This is a genomic window from Segeticoccus rhizosphaerae, from assembly GCF_005222685.1.
Lineage (GTDB): Bacteria > Actinomycetota > Actinomycetes > Actinomycetales > Dermatophilaceae > Segeticoccus > Segeticoccus rhizosphaerae.
This window is the reverse complement of record NZ_SWMA01000009.1, coordinates 1-19092: the sequence shown is the minus strand read 5'-3', so window position 1 is coordinate 19092 and position 19092 is coordinate 1. Positions and strand designations below refer to the sequence as shown.

At 68.8% G+C, this 19092-nt stretch carries 17 protein-coding genes; 6 read left to right on the top strand and 11 right to left on the bottom strand.

All coding sequences use genetic code 11. The annotated features are described in order from the left end of the window. Positions 1-69: 69 nt before the first annotated feature. On the bottom strand, positions 70-831 hold the full coding sequence (gene ddaH / locus FCN22_RS08625; protein WP_137121146.1) for a dimethylargininase: 762 nt from the start codon (positions 829-831) through the stop codon (positions 70-72). Between the two features lie 349 nt (positions 832-1180). Between ddaH and FCN22_RS08620 the strand changes: the two genes are divergently transcribed. Then, positions 1181-1582 (top strand): hypothetical protein, encoded by a 402-nt coding sequence (locus tag FCN22_RS08620; protein ID WP_202911479.1) that lies wholly within the window; start codon positions 1181-1183, stop codon positions 1580-1582. Between the two features lie 81 nt (positions 1583-1663). Then, on the top strand, positions 1664-2362 hold the full coding sequence (locus FCN22_RS08615) for a DUF6766 family protein (RefSeq protein WP_137121145.1): 699 nt from the start codon (positions 1664-1666) through the stop codon (positions 2360-2362). Positions 2363-2383: 21 nt separating this feature from the next. Here the strand turns inward: FCN22_RS08615 and FCN22_RS08610 are convergent, their stop codons facing one another. The 5 genes from FCN22_RS08610 to FCN22_RS08595 all read right to left on the bottom strand — a co-directional run bounded on the left by FCN22_RS08610 (position 2384) and on the right by FCN22_RS08595 (position 8214). Next, on the bottom strand, positions 2384-3208 hold the full coding sequence (locus FCN22_RS08610) for an MFS transporter (RefSeq protein WP_238384615.1): 825 nt from the start codon (positions 3206-3208) through the stop codon (positions 2384-2386). A 101-nt stretch (positions 3209-3309) separates the two neighbouring features. Then, a complete protein-coding gene (locus tag FCN22_RS22160) occupies positions 3310-3522 on the bottom strand; it encodes an MFS transporter (protein WP_238384614.1) in 213 nt (70 codons plus the stop codon). Positions 3523-3675: 153 nt separating this feature from the next. Then, positions 3676-4812 carry an FAD-binding oxidoreductase gene (locus FCN22_RS08605; RefSeq protein WP_137121144.1) on the bottom strand — a complete coding sequence of 379 codons (1137 nt, stop codon included), beginning with the start codon at positions 4810-4812 and terminating at the stop codon, positions 3676-3678. Further along, positions 4809-6074 (bottom strand): aromatic ring-hydroxylating oxygenase subunit alpha, encoded by a 1266-nt coding sequence (locus FCN22_RS08600; protein WP_137121143.1) that lies wholly within the window; start codon positions 6072-6074, stop codon positions 4809-4811. Before FCN22_RS08600 ends, FCN22_RS08605 begins: the two co-directional genes overlap by 4 nt. A gap of 97 nt (positions 6075-6171) precedes the next feature. After that, the gene (locus FCN22_RS08595) at positions 6172-8214 is read right to left on the bottom strand and encodes an NADH:flavin oxidoreductase (protein ID WP_137121142.1); all 2043 of its coding nucleotides are present in this window, start codon (positions 8212-8214) and stop codon (positions 6172-6174) included. A gap of 72 nt (positions 8215-8286) precedes the next feature. Here FCN22_RS08595 and FCN22_RS08590 point away from each other — a divergent pair, with 72 nt between their 5' ends. Continuing rightward, on the top strand, positions 8287-9207 hold the full coding sequence (locus FCN22_RS08590; RefSeq protein WP_137121141.1) for a LysR family transcriptional regulator: 921 nt from the start codon (positions 8287-8289) through the stop codon (positions 9205-9207). Between the two features lie 90 nt (positions 9208-9297). Here the strand turns inward: FCN22_RS08590 and FCN22_RS08585 are convergent, their stop codons facing one another. The 5 genes from FCN22_RS08585 to FCN22_RS08565 all read right to left on the bottom strand — a co-directional run bounded on the left by FCN22_RS08585 (position 9298) and on the right by FCN22_RS08565 (position 15638). After that, entirely contained in the window at positions 9298-10419 is a 1122-nt protein-coding gene (locus FCN22_RS08585; RefSeq protein WP_137121140.1) for an enolase C-terminal domain-like protein, read from the bottom strand. Positions 10420-10426: 7 nt separating this feature from the next. Continuing rightward, the gene (locus FCN22_RS08580) at positions 10427-12217 is read right to left on the bottom strand and encodes a thiamine pyrophosphate-requiring protein (protein ID WP_137121139.1); all 1791 of its coding nucleotides are present in this window, start codon (positions 12215-12217) and stop codon (positions 10427-10429) included. Between the two features lie 93 nt (positions 12218-12310). Next, the gene (locus tag FCN22_RS08575; RefSeq protein WP_202911478.1) at positions 12311-12628 is read right to left on the bottom strand and encodes a hypothetical protein; all 318 of its coding nucleotides are present in this window, start codon (positions 12626-12628) and stop codon (positions 12311-12313) included. Then, the gene (locus FCN22_RS08570; protein WP_137121138.1) at positions 12625-14151 is read right to left on the bottom strand and encodes an FAD-binding oxidoreductase; all 1527 of its coding nucleotides are present in this window, start codon (positions 14149-14151) and stop codon (positions 12625-12627) included. Before FCN22_RS08570 ends, FCN22_RS08575 begins: the two co-directional genes overlap by 4 nt. A 2-nt stretch (positions 14152-14153) precedes the next feature. After that, entirely contained in the window at positions 14154-15638 is a 1485-nt protein-coding gene (locus tag FCN22_RS08565) for a (Fe-S)-binding protein (protein ID WP_202911477.1), read from the bottom strand. 179 nt (positions 15639-15817) lie between these two features. Here FCN22_RS08565 and FCN22_RS08560 point away from each other — a divergent pair, with 179 nt between their 5' ends. From FCN22_RS08560 to FCN22_RS08550, 3 genes are all read left to right on the top strand, one after another. Next, positions 15818-16633 carry a FadR/GntR family transcriptional regulator gene (locus tag FCN22_RS08560; RefSeq protein WP_137121137.1) on the top strand — a complete coding sequence of 272 codons (816 nt, stop codon included), beginning with the start codon at positions 15818-15820 and terminating at the stop codon, positions 16631-16633. 44 nt (positions 16634-16677) lie between these two features. Then, complete coding sequence (locus FCN22_RS08555; protein WP_137121136.1) at positions 16678-17370, top strand: cache domain-containing protein; 693 nt, start codon at positions 16678-16680, stop codon at positions 17368-17370. A gap of 114 nt (positions 17371-17484) precedes the next feature. Further along, the gene (locus FCN22_RS08550) at positions 17485-18984 is read left to right on the top strand and encodes an APC family permease (protein WP_137121135.1); all 1500 of its coding nucleotides are present in this window, start codon (positions 17485-17487) and stop codon (positions 18982-18984) included. Positions 18985-19092 lie beyond the last annotated feature (108 nt).

Here is a 19092-nt window from a genome sequence, read left to right as displayed (position 1 = left end):
CGCTCCCGTCATGTGCGCGCCACGAACCTGTCCAGAACAAGCCCGTCGACATCGTCGGGCCGCGCCTTGTCACGAGTGGACCAGCACGCTCAGGCACGTGACGCAGCCCTCGCGCTTCTCGAACTCGCTGATCTCGACCGGCCGGGTGCCAAAGCCCAAGTCCTCCAAGGCGTCCCGAGTTCGCGGCGCCGACGCGCTGATCAGGACAGTGCCGTCGACGAGCGGCACGACGTGGCAGCCGGCCTCCTCCGTGACGGGTCGACCCGGCGGCAGGGCGCCCTGCTCCACCAGGTCATCGAGCACCAGCATGGTGCCGTCCGGCAGGGCGGTCACCGCCGACTTCAGGTGCAGCACCTCAGTCAGCCGCACCGGGACGACCGTCCGGCCCAGCGGACGCACCAGCTCTCGGAGCTGGGCGATCCCGGCGCCGTTGGTGCGTCCGCCGCGCCCGACGTAGACCGTCGAGCCGACCTGCAGCACGTCGCCACCGTCGAGCGTCGCGGGCTCGCTGATGCGGTGGACGGTCAGACCCAGCTCGCGCAGGACCGCCTCGGTGCCGGCGACCTCGGGGCGGCGTTCGGGCGCACCGGGACGGGTGAGCACCGCGATGTCGCCGAAGACCACCACGGTGTCCTCGACGTAGACCGCGTCCGCCAGCTCCGCCGCGTCCTCGACGTAGCGGAGGTCATAGCCGGCGTCGGTGAGCGCCGCGCAGTAGGCCTCGTGCTGGCGTCGGGCCAGGTCCACGTCGACGGGCACCCGTGCGATGTGCGACGTGAGACCGTCCTGGAGCGCTGAACTGGTTCTGCGGACGATCGCAACGGGGGTCATTGGGCTGACTATGGCCGCGCAGCCGGGACTCGTCAATACCGAGGACCTCGCGGTGCCGGCCAGGGGGTCAAGAGGTTTCGGGAGACGGCTTCGGCGCCGCAACGGCGGCCACGTCCTGACGCATGCCCTCGGCGGCGCGCCGCGTACCCTCCGCCCACGCCTGCTTCACCATCGTGAATCCGGCTGCGCCGAGGCCGGCGGCAGCCGCGCCGTGGCAACGACGGTGACCCGAGAAGGCGCTGCAGCGCAGCCCGACATTCCGGCCACGGCGGGCCTGCGACCACCAGCCGCGGAAATGTCCTAACCTCACGGCATGCACTTGGCACCGCGCGCATCTCGGCGTCGATCCGTGACGGTGCGGACGGTGGCGGCGGCAGTCTTCGCCGTGCTGGTGCTCGCCGGTTGCGGCGGCATCGCCCCTGACCGGGTGGGTGCTGAACAGGCTGCGCGGGACTTCCACACCGCACTGGCCGAAGGGTCCAGCGCTCGGGCCTGTGGCCTGCTGGCGCCGCGAACACTCCAGGAACTGGAGGACTCCACGGGCAAGTCCTGTGGCACGGTGGTCGACAAGCAGGGCATTCCCCGGGCGCAGGAGCCGGAGACCGTGGACGTCTACGGCAACAACGCCCGCGTCGTGCTGCGCGGAGACATCGTCTTCCTCTCGCAGTTCGGCAGCGGGTGGAAGGTGGTGGCCGCGGGCTGCGAGCCGCGTCACGACCGGCCCTACAACTGCATCGTGAAGGGCGGCTGAGATGCGATACATGTTTGCCACCTATGTGCTGACCATCGTGGTCGGCCTGGTCTACTGCACGGTCGTAGGACTGGTCGGCCGATGAGTTCGGCGCGCTCACGCACCCTCCGGGAAACCGTTCGCGACAACGGCCTCGGGCTCGTCTTCGGTGCCCTGCTGCTGCTCGCCCTGCTGGGCCAGGCGTTCACGGGTCAGGCGGAGATCAACTCCCGGGCGGACACGTTGGGCCTCGCCCACGTGTCGTTCTGGGAGTACGTCACCTCCTCCAACTTCACCGTCGACGTCGCCGAGAACTGGCAGTCGGAGTACCTGCAGTTCCTGCTCTACATCCTCCTGACCGTGTGGCTCGTCCAGAGGGGTTCACCCGAGTCGAAGAAGGTGGGTGCCTCGGGACGCGGTAGCGACCGCGAGCAGAAGGTCGGACGGTACGCCGAGGAGGACTCGCCGAAGTGGGCGAAGGCCGGCGGTTGGCGCACCCGGATCTTTTCGCACTCCCTGGTGCTCGTCATGGGTCTGGTGTTCCTGGGGTCGTGGCTCGCGCAGCTGGTGGCGGGGCGGTCGGCATACAACTCCCAACAGCTCAGCAACCTGGAGGATCCGGTGAGTCTGGGCGGTTACCTCATGGCACCGGACTTCTGGAACCGCACGCTGCAGAACTGGCAGTCCGAGCTGCTGGCTGTGGGCAGCATGGCCGTCCTGTCGGTCTACCTGCGCGAGCGTGGATCCCCGGAGTCCAAGCCGGTCGGCGCGCCGCACGACGAGACCGCGGTGGAGGGCTGAGGCCCTCGGCCGTCCGCGGCCTCAGGCATCGCTCTCGTCGGCGGTGGTCAGCGGCATGGCGATGTCCTCGAGCTTCGCCTGCTCGGCCTTGACGCCGTAGAAGATCTCCACGATGCCGCCGACGGCCATGACCGCGGCCGCAATCAGGAAACCGATCGCGACGTTGCCCTCGTTGCCCGAGCCGATCAGCTTGCCGAACAGCAGCGGCCCGGTGATCTCGCCCACGCCGGTGCCGACGGCGTAGAAGAAGGCGATGGCCAGTGCTCGGGTCTCCATCGGAAAGATCTCGCTCACCGTGAGGTAGGCGGCGCTCGCCCCGGACGAGGCGAGGAAGAAGCAGACGACGAGGATGCCCAGGAACAACCACGCGCCGCCGATCCCGTAGGCGAGCACTCCGGCCAGGACGACCGCCACCAGCGCAGAGCTGAGATAGGTCCCGAAGATCATCGGCTCGCGCCCGACGGTGTCGAACAGCCGCCCGAGGGTCACCGGGCCGGCGAAGTTGCCGAGGGCCCAGATGATGATGAACAGGGGCACGGTGCCGGAGGCAACGCCGTACAACGTGCCGAACAGGGTCCCGAGGTCGAAGGTGATCCCGTTGTAGATGAAAGCCTGTCCGACGAACAGCGCGAGGCCGAGGATCGCCCGCTTGGGATACATGGTGAACGCGACCTTGGCGATCTCAGGGAACGGGATCGACTCGCGTTGCCGCACTTTCATGGTGTCCTGCGGCTCTTCGAGCTCCTCCCCGGTCTCCTCCCGTATGTCGTCCTCGATCCCCCCGACGATGCGTTCGGCTTCGTCCGCCCGCCCGTGGATGAACAGCCAGCGGGGGCTCTCCGGCACGTTCTTGCGCACTCTCCACCGATGCCGCTACCGGTGAAGAACCGGCAGAGGTAGAAGTACCAGGGGGCGAAGGCGAAGGCCGTCGCGACGGTCGCGATGATCTAGACCCCCAGGGTCAGCATGAACAGCTTCTTGCGTCCGAAGCGGTCGGTCAGCTGGCCGAAGAACAGCGCCCCGAGGCAGGCCCCGAGGACGTAGATGGCCGCAGCCAAGCCGATCTGGCCGGGATTCAGCGCGAGGCCGCTGCCCTTCTCGGTCAGCCGCGAGGCAACGCTGCCCACCATGGTGACCTCGAGACCGTCGAGGATCCACACGCTGCCGAGGCCGATGAGGACTCGCCAGTGGAACTTCGACCAGGGCCCCTCCCGGTTGGACCGGCTGCCTTCAACCGTCGCGACAACGAGGATCTCGGCAAGCGGGCATCGCTGATCGGGATGTACAGGCCACGGTGCCCGGCCGCGATGGTCTCATCGGTCGATGACCAGGTTCTCGAGCGGCTTGGAACAGCAAGGCAGGAACTTGTCCTGCGCGATCTCCCGGGGGCGAATCCCGCCGGCGTGCTGCATGTCGACGCTCCCGCTCAGCAGGGTGCTCTTGCAGGTGCCACATGCTCCTTCCGTGCAGGAGCTGGGCAGGTTCACCCCGGCCCGCAGCGCGGCCGTGAGGACGGTGGTGTCGGCGGCGCACTCGATCTGCCGTCCGCTGGCGCGCAACTCCACCGTGAATACCGGTGCCGCGACAGGAGGCTCAGCGACTGGGGGCACTCCGGCGTCACCGGGGTCGGGACAGAGTGAGAGGCGTCCTGGCGCCTCGAAGCAGAAGTTCTCCTCGTGGCAGTGAGCCGGGTCGCACCCCGCCTCGGTGAGGATGGCCCGAACGGACTCCATGTAGGGAGGGGGCCCGCAGGTGAAGACCTCACGTTCGGCGAGGTCCGGCACGACGCCGCGCACCAGCCCGAGCGACAACCGTCCGTGCGGCCCGGCCCAGCGTTCGACGGGCGAGTCCTCCTCGCAGACGGCGGTCACGGTGAAGCTGTCGAAGGCCGCTGACATCGCCTCGAGCTCACGCCGGAAGATGATGTCCCGCGGGGAGCGTGCGCTGTGCACGAACACCACGTCTGCGGGCATGCCCAGGTCGCACAGGGTGCGAGTCATCGACATGAGCGGGGTGATGCCGCTACCGGCCGAGAGGAACAGGTACTTCGTGGCGGGGTGCTCGCTCATGGTGAACCGGCCGAACGGCCCCGCGGCGCGCAGGGTTGCGCCAGCCTGCAGGTGGTCGTGGAGCCAGTTGGACACCGGCCCCCCGGGCACGCGCTTGACCGTGATCGTCAAGGCGCCCGGACGGGTCGGGGGAGAGGACACCGTGTAGCACCGCTGCACCTCCATCCCGTCGATGCCAACGGTGATCGTGAGGTACTGCCCGGGGAGCTGCTCCTGGGGCACGGCCGCGAGTGGCTCCAGCACGAAGGTCCGCACGTCGTGGGTGACCTGGATGGTCCGTCGACACATCAGGGTCAGTTCGCTGTCGTCCCACAGGTGCTGGTCACCTGCGGTGCCAAGGGCGCCGGTGAGCGGTGCGGACGTGGACAACAGCTCGGTCATGACTGCACGAACTGGGTCATTCGCTCGATGTACCAGGCGCAGAACTGCTCCACCTGGTATTCACTGGCCGAATAGGGGCCTGGCTCGTATGCCGGGCTGCTCACCCCTTGCTGGGCGAGCCGGACGAACCCGCGGTCCTGCTCGTTGGTGGCCCGCCACACGTCGGTGAGGGCCGCCACGTCGTAGTCCTCGCCCTCGACTGCGTCCTCGTGGACCAGCCAGGTGGTGCGCACCAGGGTCTGGTCGGCAGCGATCGGCAGGACGCTGAAGGTGACGGCGTGGTCGCTGAGCAGGTGGAGCCAGACGTTGGGCTGCTGGTGCATCGTCATCCGTCCCAGCCGTGGCGTGTCGAAGTCGGCCAGCAGGCGCTGGCACGCCGCTCTGCCGTCACGGGTGAACGACTCGCCTGCCCCGTCCAACGCCTCGCGCTGGATCCGGAACCCGGTCGGGCGACCGGACAGCTCCTCGATCAGCGCGTGTGGCATACCCCGCTCGTCGCAGGCGTTGCGTAGGTCGAGGTCGGCTTGGAGGAAGCGGTCGAACGCCGGCTGGAGGCGCGCTGGCATGTCGTCGGGCTCATAGCCGTAGGTGGGGAAGAACGAGCACAACAGCTCCGGGTGACCGTCGCAGTGGTAGCACTCCCGGTTGTTCTCCATCACCAGCTTCCAGTTGCCGGGCTCGACCAGGTCCACCTGCGCAGCGACCTTGGTGTGCTCCAGCCGGTGCGGGGCGAGGTAGGGCTCGATGCGCGGGATCACCTCGTCGAAGTCGGCGGGCGGGTCGTCGGCGAGGCACAGGTAGATCAGGCCCGCGACATTGCGCAGCTGCACCGGCTTCAGGCCGAAGCACCCCTTGTCGAAGTCGGGCGGTTGCTCTCCGGCCGACAGCAGGACACCGTCCGGGCTGTAGGTCCACTTGTGGTAGCCACAGACGATGTTGCCCACGGACCCGTTGGCCTCGGGCAGGATTCGGGCTCCACGGTGACGGCACACGTTGTGCCACGCCCGGATCTGCTCGTCGTCGTCACGAACGATGATCACCGAGTAGGGGCCGATCTCGACGGTCACGTAGTCGCCTGGCTCGGACACCTCCGGCTCCGTGGCGACGAAGATCCAGTGCCTGGCGAAGATGCCGGCGACGTCGGCGTCGTGGATGGCAGGGTCGGTGTAGAACGGAGCAGGCAGGCAGCGTCCGGGGATTCGGGACGCCACGAGCCCGGCGAGCTCCGGGAAGCGGGTGGAGCGGCCGGCGAGTGCGGTCATCGGGACTCCTTGGGGTGGATGCGTCGGGTTGGACTGGTATGCCGTGTGGTTGGGTCGGCGCTCGGGCGTGTGGTTGGGTCGGCGCTCGGGCCGGTGCTCACGTGGCCGTGCAGAGGCGCAGCGCGTCGTAGATCGCGGCGTGGATGTTGCGGCTGTTGACCGCATCGCCGATCCGGAAGAGCTGGTAGCTGCCCGCGGCGTTGCGGTTGACCGTCTGCGGGGACCCGGCCAGCAGCGCCTCGTGGTCGACCTCCCCGAGGTTGCTCGATCCGGGCAGCAGCTCGAAGTAGAGGTCGTCGTTGGGCAACGTGCCGTGCTCGACGACGACCTGGTCGACGTGCCGCTCGAGCGGATGGTCTGCGTAGTCGCTGACCAGATGCGCGACCGGGCGGCCGTCGGCGCCCCTGGTCACCGCCGTCAGCCGGTAGGCAAGGGTGATCGTGACGTCGTGCTCGGTGAAGGCCGCGAGGTAGGCGGGAGAGTTCATGCTGCCCACGCCCGGGGCCAGCTGACGCTCCGGCGTGACGAGTTCGACGCGGGCACCGCGGGTGGCGAGGAGCTCGGTGGCATCCATCGCCTGCTCCGTGCCGTTGTCGTCGTAGACGAGCACGTTGCCGTGCGTGCGGAAGCTGCCGTCCATCACGTCCCAGGTGTCCATGACCAGCTCCTGGCCCGCGGTGAGGAAGGAACGGTCCGGAGTCCCGCCAGTGGCCACCACGACCAGGTCCGGTTCCTCGGCCAGGACCTCCTTCGTGCCGGCCAGGGTGCCGTAGCGGAAGTCGACGCCGGAGTGCTTGGCCTCGGTGACCCGCCAGTCGACGATGCCGATGAGGTCGGCCCGCCGGGGCGAGGACGCCGCCAGCCGGATCTGCCCTCCGGGTGCGTCCGCCGCTTCGAAGACCACCACCTGGTGACCGCGTTCACCGAGGACCCGGGCGGCCTCCAGGCCGGCCGGCCCTGCACCGACCACGACGGTCTTGCGACGGGGCCGCGGCGAGCGCTCGATGGTGTGCGGCAAGGCCTGCTCGCGTCCGGTGGCGGGGTTGTGGATGCACTTGGCGTCGCCGGAGTCGTAGATCGCATCGAGGCAGTAGTTCGCTCCGACACAGGGGCGGATCCGGTCCTCTTCACCGGCGGCCAGCTTGCGCACGAGGTGCGGATCGGCGAGCTGGGGGCGGGTCATGCCGACCAGGTCCAGCAAACCCTCGCGGACGGCATACCTGGCGGTGGCGACGTCCTGGATGCGTGCGGCGTGCATGACCGGGATGTCCAGGGCCCGCTTCAGCTCACCGGCGAACTCCAGGAAGGGGGCTGCGGGCGTGCCCATCGACGGGATCACGGCGGCCAGGTGGGCGTCGCTGTCGATGTTGCCCTTGATGACGCTGAGGAAGTCGATGCCGTCGTGGACGTAGTGGCGCAGCAGCTCGAGCGCCTCCTCCCGACCGAGGCCGCCGGCGAGGTCCTCCTCCATCGACATCCGGATGCCGATGATGAAGTCTGGTCCCACCGCCGCACGGATCTCCTGGATCACCCGGCGCGGGAACGCCATACGCCGCTCCAGGGTGCCGCCCAGCTCGTCGCTGCGATGGTTGGTGGCGGGGGAGTGGAAGGCGTCGAACAGGTGCCCGTAGGCCATCAGCTCGATCCCGTCGAGCCCGCCGTCGCGGCAGCGGAGGGCGGCGTCGCGGAAGTCGGCGACGATGCGGTCCAGGTCCCAGGGTTCGGCGACCTTGGGGAAGGCGCGGTGAGCCGGCTCGCGCAGCCGTGACGGGTAGACCAGCGGCAGCCAGTCACCGGTGAAGTTGCTTGTCCTGCGCCCCAGGTGGGTGACCTGGCACATCACTGCGGCGCCCGCCTCGTGGACGTCGTCGGAGAGGCGGCGCAGCCACGGGACGATGTCGTCGCGGTAGAGTAGCAGGTTGCCGAACGAGGGCGGGCTGTCGGGTGAGACGACGGCCGAGCCCCCGATCATGGTCAATCCGACCCCGCCCCGGGCCTTCTCGAGGTGGTACAGCCGGTAGCGGTCCTTGGGCATTCCGTCCTCGCCGTAGGCCGGCTCGTGCGAGGTGCTCACGACGCGGTTGCGCAGCGTGAGGTGCTTCAGCCGGAAGTCCTGCAACAAGGGGTCGAGGGTGCGCACCCGGTCAGTGTGACCCAATCGACTCCTGAAGATAAGCGCAGAGAAGTGCACGAGATCGTGCAAGACTGTTGCATGATCGACCCACGGTTGCACGTGCTGCGGGTGCTGGCCGAACGGGGCACCGTGACCGCCGCAGCGGAGGCGCTCAACTACACCCCGTCCGCCGTGTCACACCAACTCCGTTCGCTGGCCCGCGACCTGGCCGTGACGCTCCTCGTGCACGAGGGCAGGGGAGTGCGGTTGACGCCGGCGGCGCAGATCCTGGTGGCGCACGCGGATGAACTCTACACGCGCTGGGAGGAGATGCGCGCCGACGTCCAGCGGGGATCCGACCAGGAGCTCGGGACGCTGCGCCTGTCGGGGTTCTCGACGGGAGCTGCGGCGTTGCTGCCCTACGCCGCGAAGACCGTGTGCGCCCAGCGACCGCGACTGACGGTGCAGATCATCGAGGCCGACCCCGAGGAATGCTTCGACCTGCTGCTCACCGGTGACGCCGACATCGCGGTGGTGGTCGCCACCGACTCCCTGCCACCGAGCATCGACCCACGGTTCGACCAGCGGCCGCTGCTGGACGACCCGCTGGACCTGCTGGTGCCCGCCGACCACCGCCTGGCCGGATGGAGCTCGGTGCCCCTCGAGGAGGCGGCCGACGAGCTGTGGATCGGGGACCGGCCGGGGCGACCGCACCATCAGCTCGTCCTCACGGCGTGCGCCTCGGCAGGGTTCACGCCGGCGATCGTGCACCACGTCGCCGAGTGGGACACCGGCGCCGCGCTCGTCGGGGCTGGGTTCGGCGTGGCACTCGTGCCCCGGCTCGCGCGCCTGCCCTCCGGTTATCCGGTCGCCCGGGTGCCGCTGCGTGGAGACCCGAGCCCCGCGCGGCACATCCTCACGGCGGTCCGACGGGGCAGCCGCGGACAACCGGTCATCGCCGAGGCCCTGCGGGCACTCGAGGAGGTGGCCAACCGCAACCGCCTGCCTCGGCTGGGCTGACGACGACGGCGTGAGGATCGAGCGGAGCAAGGCCCGGAGCGCCGAGGAGTCGGCCCGACTGGGCTGGGCTGACGGCGTGGTACCGGGGGATCAGACGTCCACGGCGAACTGCTCGGCGTCGCCCTCGCGCAGGGTCAGGCCGTGACCCGGTGCGGAGCCGTCGAGGTGAAGTGTGCCGTCGCGGGCGACCGGCGCACCGTCGAACAGCATCGACTCGATCCGGACGTGGTCGTGGAACCACTCGAGATGGCGCAGGTTGGGCACGGCGGCGGCCACGTGCGCGTGCAGCGCTGGTGCGCAGTGGCCGGAGACCTGCAAGCCGTATGACGCGGCGACGGCTGCCGCGCGCAGCCACTCCGTGATGCCGCCGCAACGGGACACGTCGACCTGCAGGCAGTCGACGGCTCCGGCGGCACACATCCGACGGAAGTAGTAGAGGTCGCAGCCGTATTCGCCCGCTGTCACGTCGGCGTCGACCAGACCGCGGACCTCGCGCAGGCCCTCGAGGTCGTCCGAGGACACGGGCTCCTCGAACCACCTGACGTCGAGGTCCGCGGCGTCACGCAGGAGCCGGACCGCCTGCTTGACCTGGTAGCCGCCGTTGGCGTCCACCATGAGGCCCACGTCGTCGCCCACCAGACGACGCACCTGACGCATCCGCTCCAGGTCTCGATCGACCCGCGTGCCCCGCGACTCGCCGATCTTGATCTTGACCTCGCGCGCTCCGACCTCCAGCCAGGACTCGACCTGGGCGGCGAGCTGGGCCTCGTCGTAAGTGGTGAAGCCGCCGCTGCCGTAGATCGGCACCTCCTCACGCACGGCGCCGAGGAGATGGTGGAGCGGTAGCCCGAGCAGGCGCGCCTTGAGGTCCCAGAGCGCGATGTCGACCGCCGCGATGGCATAGCTGGCAAGACCCGGCCGAGCGTCGTTGCGCACCGCCCTCAGCATCGCTGCGCTGGTGCCGCGGACGTCCTGGGGGTCGGTGCCGATGACCTTGTCGCACAGCTGTTCGCGCACCACGAGGGCGCACGCACCTGGCCCGTAGGTCCAGCCCGTGCCCACCTCGTCGCCGCACCGGACCCGCACCAGCACCAAGGTGGTGGAGTCCCACGCCAGCGTCCCGTCGGCCTCCGGTGAGCTCGTGGGCACGGTGAACACGCGGGCGTCGACGGCCTCGACGCGTGGCTCGGTGCCTGCCTTGCTTTTCGGCACGTCGGGACTACCGATCGCCCGGCAGGAACTCTTGGGCCTTGGTCTTGATGCCCTCCTTGATGACGCCCCACCGATCCTCGTCACCCTTCAGGAGCGACTCGGCCGTGGCCTTGGCCTGGGCGAAGGTCGCGTGCGGCGGGATGGGCGGCACGTCAGGGTCGACGTGGACGTCGAGGACCGTCGGCCGGTCTGCAGCCAGGGCCCGGTCCCACGCGCCGGCGAGGTCACCCGGATCCGTGACCGTGATGGCCTGGAGACCCAGGGTGGCGGCGAACGCGGCGTAGTCGACGTCCGGCAACGACTGTGACTCGGTGAACTTCGGGTCGCCCCCCATCGCGCGCAGCTCCCACGTCACCTGATTGAGGTCGTTGTTGTGCAGCACGGCGACGATCAGCCGGGGGTCCGCCCAGTCCTGCCAGTAGCGTTTGATCGTGATGAGCTCGGCCATGCCGTTCATCTGCATCGCGCCGTCCCCCGCGAAGGCGATCACAGGTCGCTCCGGGTTGCCGAACTTGGCGCCGATCGCATACGGCACACCAGGGCCCATGGTTGCCAGGTTGCCGGAGAGCGAACCGCGCATGCGCCCCCGGAACTTGAGGTGCCGGGCATACCAGTTGGCGCTGCTGCCGGAGTCAGCCGTGACGATCACGTCGTCGGGGAGCTTGGGTGACAGCTCGGAGAAGAGCCGCATCGGGTTGATCGGCTCGGCCTCGACGGCCGCGCGCTTGTCCATGGTCTCCCACCAGCTCGACACCCCGCTGACGACCTCATCGCTCCAGGAGCGGTCCTCCTTGCGCTGGAGCAGCGGGATGAGTGCCTGCAGCGTCGTTTTCGCATCCCCCACGACGTTGATGTCGTAGGGGTAGCGGATGCCGATCATCTTCGGGTCGATGTCGATCTGCACCGCCTTGGCCTGCTCGTACTTCGGCATGAACTGCGTGTAGGGGAAGCTGGAACCCACCGTCAACAGCGTGTCGCAGCCCATCATCAGGTCATAGCTCGGTTTGGTGCCCAGCAGGCCGATCGACCCGGTCACGTAGGGCAGCTCGTCCGAGAGCACGTCCTTGCCGAGCAGCGCCTTGGCCACGCCCGCCCCGAGCAGCTCAGCCACCTGCTCGAGCTCGGCCCGGGCCCCGCTGGCGCCCGCGCCGGCGAGGATGGCCACCTTCGACCCGGCGTTGAGTATGTCGGCCGCCTGCCTGATCACCGCGTCGTCGACGGCCGGGGTCGGCCACTTCGTGCCCACGCTGCCCGGAGACATCTTGAACTCGTGCGTCGGCGCGGAGTAGGGCAGCTCCTGCACGTCGGACGGGATGATCAGTGCCGTCACGGTCCGCTCCGCCGTGGCGATGCGGATGGCCCGGTCGAGCACCACGGGCAGCTGCTCCGGCACCGTCACCATCTGCAGGTAGTCCGACGCGACGTCCTTGAACAGGCTCATCAGGTCGATCTCCTGCTGGTAGGACGCCCCCATCGCCGTGCGGGCCGTCTGGCCGACGATGGCGACGACCGGCACGTGGTCGAGCTTCGCGTCGTACAGGCCGTTGAGCAGGTGCACCGCTCCTGGACCTGAGGTGGCCATGCAGACGCCGGGGCGCCCGGTGAACTTCGCGTAGCCGACGGCCTCGAAGGCAGCCATCTCCTCGTGCCTGGCCTGGATGAACTCCGGTTTGTTGTCCGCCCGCCCCAGTGCCCCCACGATCCCGTTGATGCCGTCGCCGGGGAAGGCGAACAGCTTCTCCACCCCCCACTGACGCAGCCGGTCGAGCAGAAAGTCGGCAACCATCGGATCGCTCACGGTTCCTCCTGAAAATCGGGTACCTTCGCCTCTACCCGACTCCCGTCAGAACATGTGCCGCGCCTGTTGCGAGGACGCGGTATGCCGTCCGGCTCACTCGGTCGTGCGGTGCAACCCCTCGACCTCGTCGAGCAGCGCCGAACCGGTCACGACCGTGTCGGCGAAGTGCCGGTGCATCCAGTCGAGGTGGTCGTGGCGGGCGTTCATGATGCGCAGGGTGTCCCAGTTGGGGAAGGTCTGTTGCAGGACGTGGCGCTCCATGAGCCGGGGATCGACCTCGTAGACGTGCTCGAACGTGGTCTGGGCCACTTCACTGACCCGTGCCGCAGGCGGAGGCGTCATCTGCTCGGCGAAGCGGTAGGCGGCGGCAGCTCGCGGGCCGTGGGGGGCCTTGGTGGACTCGTCGGTCACTGGAGCGCTCCCTCGGGGTGGGGACTCGCGTCATAAGCGCGGTCGAGCAGGTACTTGCCCGGGTTCATGATGTTGTGCGGGTCGAGCGTGCGCTTGACGTCGAGCATGACCTGGAAGCCGCGGCCCAGCTCCTCGGGCACGAGATCGACCTCGCCTTCCCGACAGGAGCCGTGACAGGTGCTGATCGAGCCGCCGTGGGCGAGCGCGACGGCCGCGATGTCCCGCTTGGCCCTGACCCACAGCTCCCAGGCCGTGTCGTCGAGTCGCTGCTCCCAGATCCCGACGTCGATCTCGGTGAGGTAGTCCACACCGGTGTTGCCGGAGGTGTAGGCGAACATGCCCCAGTCGTCGAACACGTCGGTCTTGCGGCGCAGGTCGGCGATGATGTCGTGCCAGGCCTTGGACACCGAGGGGAGGTTGGTGTAGTTCACGGCAGCGTCCTCGCAGTGCCAGCTCATCGGGATGACCTGGCCGTCCTTGGTGCGGCCGTGCAGAGGAGTCGCATACCTGTCGTGGCGGGCGGCCCAGTCTCCTTCGGAGATCTCGTCGCCGAGGTAGCTGGCACCGTGCTCGCGGGCGATGCGGAAGAGCCGCTTGCCGCCTGCCCGGACCTCGTCCTCGTAGCCGTACATCACCGAGCAGACCAGGGCGCGCACGTCGCCCGGCTGGGGGATGTAGGCCTCGTCGTCGCGGCGCAGGTAGGCGACCTTGTACTCGTCGAAGAGCACGGCACCGGCGAAGGTGGCGACGCCGGCCCGGGCCAGTGCGCCGGTGCACGCGTAGGCGTCGTCATAGTTGTCGAACGACCAGAACGGTGACAGCTCGGCCTCCGGCTTGGGGAAGAGCTTCAGCGTGGCGGTGGTCGCGATGCCCAGCGTGCCCTGGTGCCCCATGAACAGGTGTTTGAGCTGGAAACCGCTGGAGGACTTGCTGATCTTGCCGCCGCCTCCGTCGCCGACGTGCATGACCTCGCCGGTCGGTAGCACGTGGTCGAAGCTGAGCACCAGGTCTCGCGTGTGGCCGTAGCGGGAGCCGATCAGTGACCAGCCGCTGGTGCCGATGCGCCCGCCCACCAGCGAGCAGGGGTACGACGCGGGGTCGTCGGGATAGAACAGGCCGTGTCTCGCGAGCTTCTCGTTGAGCTTCAGCATGTTGATGCCCACGCCCACCGAGACGGTGCGGTTCTCGAGGTCGAGCTCGTAGATCTGGTCCATGGCCTTCAGGTCCACGACGATGCCGCCCCGCAGGGGAGCAGCGCCGTCTGTCAGACCGGTGCCACCGTCGCGCGGGACCACCGGCACCCGGAGGTCGTTGGCGATCCGGACCACTCCCGCCACCTGCTCGGTCGTCGTCGGCAACACGGCCAGGTCGGGCAGCCGCTCGGCCCAGCGATGCACAGGGAAGGGGGCTGGCACCCGGGTGCGGTTGTAGCGGTCGGTCTTGGAGGTGAGGATCTGGTCGTCACGCAGGACGGTCCGCAGCGCCTGGACCAGGGAGTCGAGCTGCGTCTCGGTGAGCGCCATGGTCAGTGGCCTCCGCATCCGCAGCCGTTGCCGGAGCCGCAGCCCCCGGAGCCGCAGCCCCCGGAGCCGCATCCGGCGCCGCGGGCCCGGCGGGCTCGTCCCGGCACCCCGGACCTTTCCTGGGCGAGCCGCCTGTCGCCCAGGTCGCCGCGCGATCCGCCCACCTCGATGCCCAACGACTCGGCGAGCAGCTCGTGCAGGTCCACCACGTCGATGTCCTGTGCGTCTCCGGCCTCGGTGAGCGGACGCTCGGACCACGGGCAGGCACTGACCAGGGTGTCGATGTCGAGCTGGGCCGCGTTGTCGAGCCGCTTGGCGCTGATCGCCGCGGTCAGCTCGGGCTTCTCGATGGGTAGTCCGCCACCACCGCCGGAGCAGTAGGACCACTGGGTGACCCGGTCGACGTCCTCGAAGGTGAGTCCCGGGATGGCGCGCAGGATTTCGCGGGGCTCCTCCCAGATCCCCTTGCGCTTGTTGAGCCGGCACGGGTCGTGGTAGGTAATGGCCCTGTCGATCGGGACCGTGGGCGAGAGCTTGCCGCTTCGGATCAGCTCAGCGAAGACCTCGATGACGAGCACGACCTCGATGTCGAACTCCTCACCGAAGTACTTGGGGTAGTCCTCGGTGAACGAGATGTAGTCGTGTGGGTCGAGCACCAGCACCCGCTTGGTGCCGGACGCCCGCCAGTTGTCGAGGTTGTGCCGGGCGAACCGTTTCGCCTGGTCGACGTAGCCCATCTCGGCCGCCGGTCCGCCGCAGCACCACTGTTCCTGCATGAGGCCGAACTCGTAGCCGGCCAGCGCGAGGATCTGCGCGACGGCGCGGGGGACCGAGGTGCGGTAGAACGCCGCCTCGCAGTCGACGAACAGGACGGTCTCGCCGCCTATCGGCAGGTCGAGCCCGTCGGCCCAGTCGCGGACCGTCTCCTGGCTGACGGGTGTGTCACCGAGGACAGGCTCGTGCGTGCGGTCGTTGGTGCGCTCGTTCCAGGTCTTCCATCCGGCTTGGTGCACGTCGCTGTCGACAGCCAGCGCGCGCACCGCCTTGACGACGTCGACGGTGCGGGTGCGGAAGCGGTAGAAGTCGCCGGTGAACAGCGTGTTGGGGCATCGCAGCTCGCACGCCCCGCACTGGGTGCAGTTGACGTAGTCCGACGCGATGTCCCCGATCTCGAGCTCCCCACGCTCGAGCGCGACGACGTTGGCGTGGAAGGCTGTCGGGGTCCAGGAGTCGTTGCGGGCCACCTGGGTCACCGGGCACACTTCACGACAGAACTTGTGCCCGGAGGAGAAGCAGTTGTATGACGCGTTGCGCCACTCCTCGACGAACTCGCGTGTCTTCGGGTCGGCCAGTGGCGTCGGCGTGCTCGCGGCCGCGGTCTCGACGTAGGTGTCCAGTCCGGCCAGGTCGGCGGGCTGGGCGCCCGGGGTGAACGGCCGTGACAGGGCGTCGCCCTCGATGGTCGGATCGGGTGGAACCTGGGTCACGATGGGCCTCCTGGACCTTGCCGTCTTCCGGGTTCCGATGACTGTAGCCAGTGATACCTCTGATTTCTAGGGTTTAGCCCTGCCGACTTGAGCAGCGGCAGTGGTTGAATGGCAATCCAGCGCGTTGCGGATGGAGACTGCGGCGGAGCAGTGGTCGCCGGTCGGAGGGAGGGGAGAGCATGAGGTTGCTCTCGGGAGACGCGCGACGGGCGGTGTTCGCGCCCCTCGACGAGGGTGTCGTTCGCAGCGAGGCGGTCGTGCGCCGGCTGGGGAGCGCCATCGCCCTCGGACTGATCGTGGACGGCGAGCAGCTGCCGGCCGAGGCGAACCTCGCCACCTCCCTCAACGTCTCGACGATGACGCTGCGCGACGCGCTGGCCGACCTGCGCGCCCGGGGCCTGGTGGAGACCCGCCGCGGTCGGGCGGGCGGCAGCTTCGTGAGGACTCGTGACGAAGCACTGGCCGGGCTGTCCCAGGTGCGGCTGGAAGAACTGGGCACCAGCGAGTTGCGTGAGCTGGGCGACGTGCACGTGGCCGTGGCCGGAACCGCAGCGCGGCTGGCCGCCCGACGCGCGTCACCCCTGGAGGTCACTCGGCTGCGCGAGATCGTCGACCGCCTGGCCGGCGCCACGGACCTGACCGACAAACGGCGACTCGACGCGCGCTACTTCGTCGAGCTCGCAGCCTGCACGCAGTCCGTGCGACTGACCATGGCGGAAATCGACCTGCAGACCGAGATGGGCCAGATCCCTTGGCCGGCAGGGGGTTCCGGCAAGCGGCTGCGTCGGGTTGTCGAGGGTCATGCCCTGGTGGTGCAGGCGGTGGAGGAACGGGACGAAGACCTGGCGCGGTCGCGGATGGAGGAACACCTGACCACACGGACCGCGTGGCTGGTGGACCTGCACCTCAAGGCGGCGACCGCGGGAGACCGTCGCGACGAAACCGGGCTGGCCCCGCGGCGCAGGACTCGCGGGGCGCGGGTGGCCGCACGATGAGCGCGGCCGCGCCTCGGCCCGGCGTGCGGGCGCGACGTGCGATCGTGGCTTTCGCGGAAGAGGTGTTCGCCGTCGTCGACAGGGTGCACGACGAGGCCCTGCGCGCCCACGCGGCCTCGGTCGCCCGGGGGGCACCGCTGGGTGGTGGTGACATCGCTGAGCTGAGCCCCGCCATACGTTCGAACCTGCGAGCAGGGCGCGGGCTGGTCATCGGGATCGGGCTGATCGTGGCTCCCGACGTGCTGCACGACGAGCCGCTGCGGCTGGAGTGGTGGCAGACCGAGCCGGGCCGGGAAGACCCCGTGGCACTCGAGGTGGACCTCAATCGGCTGAGCCTCGGCTTCTACGACTACGAGAGCGCCGAGTGGTTCGACGTGCCACGCAGATCGGGCGCACGGCATGTCGTGGGTCCCTATGTCGACGTCCACGGCACAGGTCAGTACATCCTGACCTTCACCACGCCAATCGTGGCCGACGGACAGTTCCTCGGCGTGGCAGGAGCAGATGTCCCGGCCGCATGGCTCGAGACCCGACTGCTGCCCGAGCTCGGTGGGGCGCGCGAGGTGGTGGTGCTGGGTGCCGAGGGCAGGGTGGTGCTGTCCACGTCGACCGCCTGGCTCACGGGGGAGCTCGTGTCCGCCGAGGCTGCCGATGCCCTGGGCTTCCAGTCGCTCCCGCGCCTGCCGTGGCGACTCCGGACGGGCAAGTTCTCGAAACCATTGACGTCACAGGTTTAACAGCGCTACCTTCCACCGAAGCGGCGCAGCGATGCTGACGCTGCCCCGCGACGGGCCGATCGTTCGCGGCCGAACCGCACACCCTGGCGTCGTACACCGGGCAGGAGATGAGACATGACGGCTTCCACGGCCCATGAGCTGCACGACGAGGACGACGCCCACCTGGCATCTCTCGGCTACACCTCCGACTTCAAGCGCGACATGAACCTGTGGGGTAACTTCTCGCTCGGGTTCACCTACCTGTCACCGGTCGTCGGGATCTACTCGCTCTTCGCCTTCGCGCTGGCCACCGGGGGCCCGCCGATGATCTGGGCGGTCGTGATCGCCGGAATCGGCCAGCTGCTCGTGGCCCTGGTGTTCGGCGAGGTGGTGGCACAGTTCCCTGTCTCCGGTGGCGTCTACCCGTGGGCCCGACGACTGTGGGGACGCCGGTATGCCTGGATGACCGGGTGGATCTACATGCTCGCCCTGATCGTCACCATCGCCAGTGTGACCTATGGCGCCGGCCCGTTCGTGGCGATGTTGCTGGGCATCGAGCCCTCGACCAACGTGACGATCATCTGCGCACTGGTGCTCATCGCCGTCGTCACCGTCATCAACCTCGGCGGCACCAAGCTGCTCGCCAAGATCGCGTTCTTCGGCTTCGCGGCCGAGCTGTGTGGTGCGGTTGCGGTCGGTGGCTGGCTGCTGCTCACCGAACGGCACCACGGCCTCGGCGTCCTCTTCGACTCGGCGGGCACCAAGGGTGCCGGCTCCTACCTGCCGGCCTTCGCCGCAGCCGCGCTGATCGGGCTCTACCTCTACTACGGGTTCGAGGCGTGTGGCGACGTCGCCGAGGAGGTGCGCAACCCAGGCATCCAGATCCCCCGGGCGATGCGGATGACGATCTACATCGGCGGTGTGGCCTCGCTGCTGATCACCCTGGCCCTGATCCTGGCCGTGCCCGACTTCGGCGCCGTGATCTCGGGCAAGGACGCGGATCCGGTCTCCACGGTCTTCCGGGACGCCTTCGGTGCGGTCGGGTTCAAGGTGGTCATGTTCATCGTGCTCATCTCGTTCTTCTCCTGCGCGCTCAGCCTGCAGGCCGCGGCCAGCCGGCTGGTCTACTCCTACGCCCGCGACGACATGATGCCGGCCAGCCACCTGTTCAAGAAGTTCTCGCCGAACCGGCACGTGCCACCGTTCGCGCTGGTGCTGGCGGCGACCGTCCCGGCCCTGATCATCGTCGGGTCCAAGATCTCGGAGAACGCGCTCACCAAGATCATCTCGTTCGCATCCCTCGGCATCTACCTGGCCTTCATGATGGTGGTGCTGGCCGCGCTGCGGGCACGGCTGCGCGGCTGGAAGCCGTCCGGCAAGTTCACCCTCGGCAGGTGGGGTCTCGCCGTCAACATCGCCGCGATCGCCTACCAGGTGGTGGCTGCGGTCAACATGGCTTGGCCCCGCACCCCGGACGTCGCCTGGTACGACAACTGGATCGTCCTGCTGTCGGCCACCATCGTCGTGGCTGTCGGCCTGGTCTACATGATCATCGCCAAGCCATACACCCGTCGTGACGACCTGGTCCACGGCGACGCCAGCACCAGTCAGCCTGCTGTCCATCACACCGAATGAGGAGTATGTCGTGAGCACGAGTCCCCGGGTTCTGCGTAGTTTTGTCGGTGGCGAGTATGTTGACGCCGAGTCGGGTGTGACCAGTGATGTGGTGAGTCCGGTGACGGC

What these genes read in the sequence shown, in the direction of transcription:
- FCN22_RS08560 (WP_137121137.1), top strand. Translation starts at nt 15,818, where the DNA reads ATGAGGTTGCTCTCGGGAGACGCGCGACGGGCGGTGTTCGCGCCCCTC.
- FCN22_RS08570 (WP_137121138.1), bottom strand. Translation starts at nt 14,151, where the DNA reads ATGGCGCTCACCGAGACGCAGCTCGACTCCCTGGTCCAGGCGCTGCGG.
- FCN22_RS08615 (WP_137121145.1), top strand. Translation starts at nt 1,664, where the DNA reads ATGAGTTCGGCGCGCTCACGCACCCTCCGGGAAACCGTTCGCGACAAC.
- FCN22_RS08550 (WP_137121135.1), top strand. Translation starts at nt 17,485, where the DNA reads ATGACGGCTTCCACGGCCCATGAGCTGCACGACGAGGACGACGCCCAC.
- FCN22_RS08590 (WP_137121141.1), top strand. Translation starts at nt 8,287, where the DNA reads ATGATCGACCCACGGTTGCACGTGCTGCGGGTGCTGGCCGAACGGGGC.
- FCN22_RS08600 (WP_137121143.1), bottom strand. Translation starts at nt 6,074, where the DNA reads ATGACCGCACTCGCCGGCCGCTCCACCCGCTTCCCGGAGCTCGCCGGG.
- ddaH (WP_137121146.1), bottom strand. Translation starts at nt 831, where the DNA reads ATGACCCCCGTTGCGATCGTCCGCAGAACCAGTTCAGCGCTCCAGGAC.
- FCN22_RS08605 (WP_137121144.1), bottom strand. Translation starts at nt 4,812, where the DNA reads ATGACCGAGCTGTTGTCCACGTCCGCACCGCTCACCGGCGCCCTTGGC.